Origin of the sequence: Streptomyces celluloflavus (assembly GCA_000720995.1) — a bacterium.
In the GTDB taxonomy this organism is placed as follows: Bacteria; Actinomycetota; Actinomycetes; order Streptomycetales; family Streptomycetaceae; genus Streptomyces; species Streptomyces celluloflavus.
Genome location: JOEL01000113.1, coordinates 1 through 2,204, shown reverse-complemented (window position 1 = coordinate 2,204; position 2,204 = coordinate 1). Strand labels below are relative to the sequence as shown.

The 2,204-nt window shown below is 67.9% G+C and carries 1 protein-coding gene and 1 pseudogene; both read left to right on the top strand.

Translation table 11 applies throughout. The features are described 5' to 3' along the window. Nucleotides 1-51: 51 nt before the first annotated feature. Nucleotides 52-558, top strand: a pseudogene (locus IH09_RS36060) (IS607 family transposase); the annotation flags it as partial. Next, the gene (locus IH09_RS36055; protein WP_052861967.1) at nucleotides 551-2,197 is read left to right on the top strand and encodes an IS200/IS605 family element transposase accessory protein TnpB; all 1,647 of its coding nucleotides are present in this window, start codon (nucleotides 551-553) and stop codon (nucleotides 2,195-2,197) included. The pseudogene IH09_RS36060 and the gene IH09_RS36055, both read left to right, overlap by 8 nt. Nucleotides 2,198-2,204: the final 7 nt, after the last annotated feature.

Below are 2,204 nucleotides of genomic sequence, written 5' to 3'. Positions count from 1 at the left end.
TAAGTGTCCATGAGTGTCCTTTAGGAGTCATGAGTGTTGTACGATCTCGTGTCATTGCCGGTACCCGCGGAACGCGTGGGACCGCGCACGATCCTGGTGAACATCGACGCGAACACCTCACCTTCCGTGTCCGGTGGTGTAGGTCTGTATGCCCGTGTCTCCTCGCACGATCAGAAGCCCGACCTGGAGCGGCAGACCGCTCGCCTGTCGGCATGGGCGGCGAAGGCCGGGCAGAAGGTCGTCCGTGTCGAATCCGAGATCGCCTCGGGCATGAACGGCTGCCGCGCGAAGGCGAAGCGGCTGCTGGCCGACCCGGCGGTGACCACGGTCGTGGTCGAGCACAAAGACCGCCTCGGCCGGATGAACGTGGAGCTGATCGAGGCCGCCCTGTCCGCGACTGGTCGCCGACTCGTCGTCCTCGATGACGGCGAAGTTGAAGACGACCTGGTCCGGGACATGGTGGAGGTGCTGACGTCGTTCTGCGCCCGCCTGTACGGCCGTCGGTCGGCGAAGAACCGGGCGAGGAAGGCTCTCGAAGCGGCGGCTGCCGATGAGTGAGCCGAAGAAGAAGCAACTCCGCGCCATCGATGCGTCGTTCGTCGCGCTCGGGCCGTCCGGGGTGGCGATACGCGACCGCCTCAAGAACCTCACCGAGGTGGACGACAAGGTGTTGCGGCTGGTCGGTGAACACCTCGGACGCCTCGCCTCGCTCGACCTCAAGAACCGCTGCGCTGACGGCCTGGACCACGACAGCGACACGTGGGCCGCCCGGAAGCAGGGCCTGACGGCCGACTCCTCGTCCCGGTGGGCCGGTTCGATCACGAAGGCCACTCACGATCAGTGGGCGCTGTCCCGCCGCTGCCAGCTCGCCCACATCCAAGGGCTTGAGGCCGGTGTGCGGACGCTGATGCACCGCCTCTCCCAGCCGATCGGGGAGAAGGGCACCAAACGGGCACCCGGCGGTTACCGCAGTCGGGGCGAGTGGTTCCACAAGTCCCGCCGTCTGGCGGCCCTGGAACACCGCCTGGACCTGGCCCGCGCTGAGCGTGAGGCCGGTGTCGTGCACGTCGTGCGCGGCGGCCGGCGCCTGATCAACAACCGTCACAACCTCGAAGCCGCCCAGCTCACCGCCGAGCAGTGGCGTGAGCGGTGGGAAGCCGAACGGTGGTTCCTCGCCGCCGACGGCGAGTCCGGCAAACGCTTCGGCAACGAGACCATCCGCGTCACCCCCGACGGCGAGGTCAGCATCAAGCTGCCCGCCCCGCTCGCACACCTGGCCAACAGCAAGCACGGCCGGTACGTCCTCGCCACCCGCGTACGGTTCCAGCACCGGGGAGCCGAGTGGCGCGACCGGATCGAAGACAACCGGGCCGTGGCCTACCGCATCCACCTGGACGTGGAGCGGGGCCGCTGGTACCTGACAGCGTCATGGACACGGCCCGTTGTCCCGACGATCCCGCTTCCAACGGCGCGGTCCGAGGGCATGGTCGGCGTGGACACCAACGCCGACCACTTCGCCGCCTACCAACTCGACCGGCACGGCAACCCCGTCGGCGACCCCAAACGGTTCTTCTACGACCTGTCCGGCAGCGCAGACCACCGTGACGCCCAGGTCCGGCACGCCATCAGCCGGTTGCTGCACTGGGCCGACCGGTGCGGCGTCAAAGCCATCGGCCTGGAGAACCTGGACTTCGCCGCCGAGAAGACCCGCGAGAAGCACGGCAGACGTAAGCGCTTCAGGCAGCTCATCTCCGGCATCCCCACCGGCAAGCTCAAGGCCCGGCTCGTGTCCATGGCCTCCGAACACGGCCTGTCGATCGTTGCCGTGGACCCGGCGTACACATCGATGTGGGGCGATCAGCACTGGAAGAAGCCCCTCACCTCGAAGAAACGAAAGATGTCCCGTCACGATGCCGCTGGCATCGCGATCGGGCGACGCGCCCTCGGACACCCGATCCGGCGACGGACGGCACCGCCCCCGCAGCACCAGAGCGATGCTGCGGGGCATCGGACCGCCCAGGCCGGACCAGGCGCACGAGGGCGTGAGGGAACCCGCCCACCCGTCACGGAACGTGCACACGATGCACGCAGCCGGACAGGGACACAGCGAACGCGGGAGACCAGCGCATCCAACACCGTTCGGGACGCGCGCAGTTCCGGGAGCTGGCAGCAAATGCCACTCCTGAACACTGTTTAGGAACGGT

What these genes read in the sequence shown, in the direction of transcription:
- IH09_RS36055 (WP_052861967.1), top strand. Translation starts at nt 551, where the DNA reads ATGAGTGAGCCGAAGAAGAAGCAACTCCGCGCCATCGATGCGTCGTTC.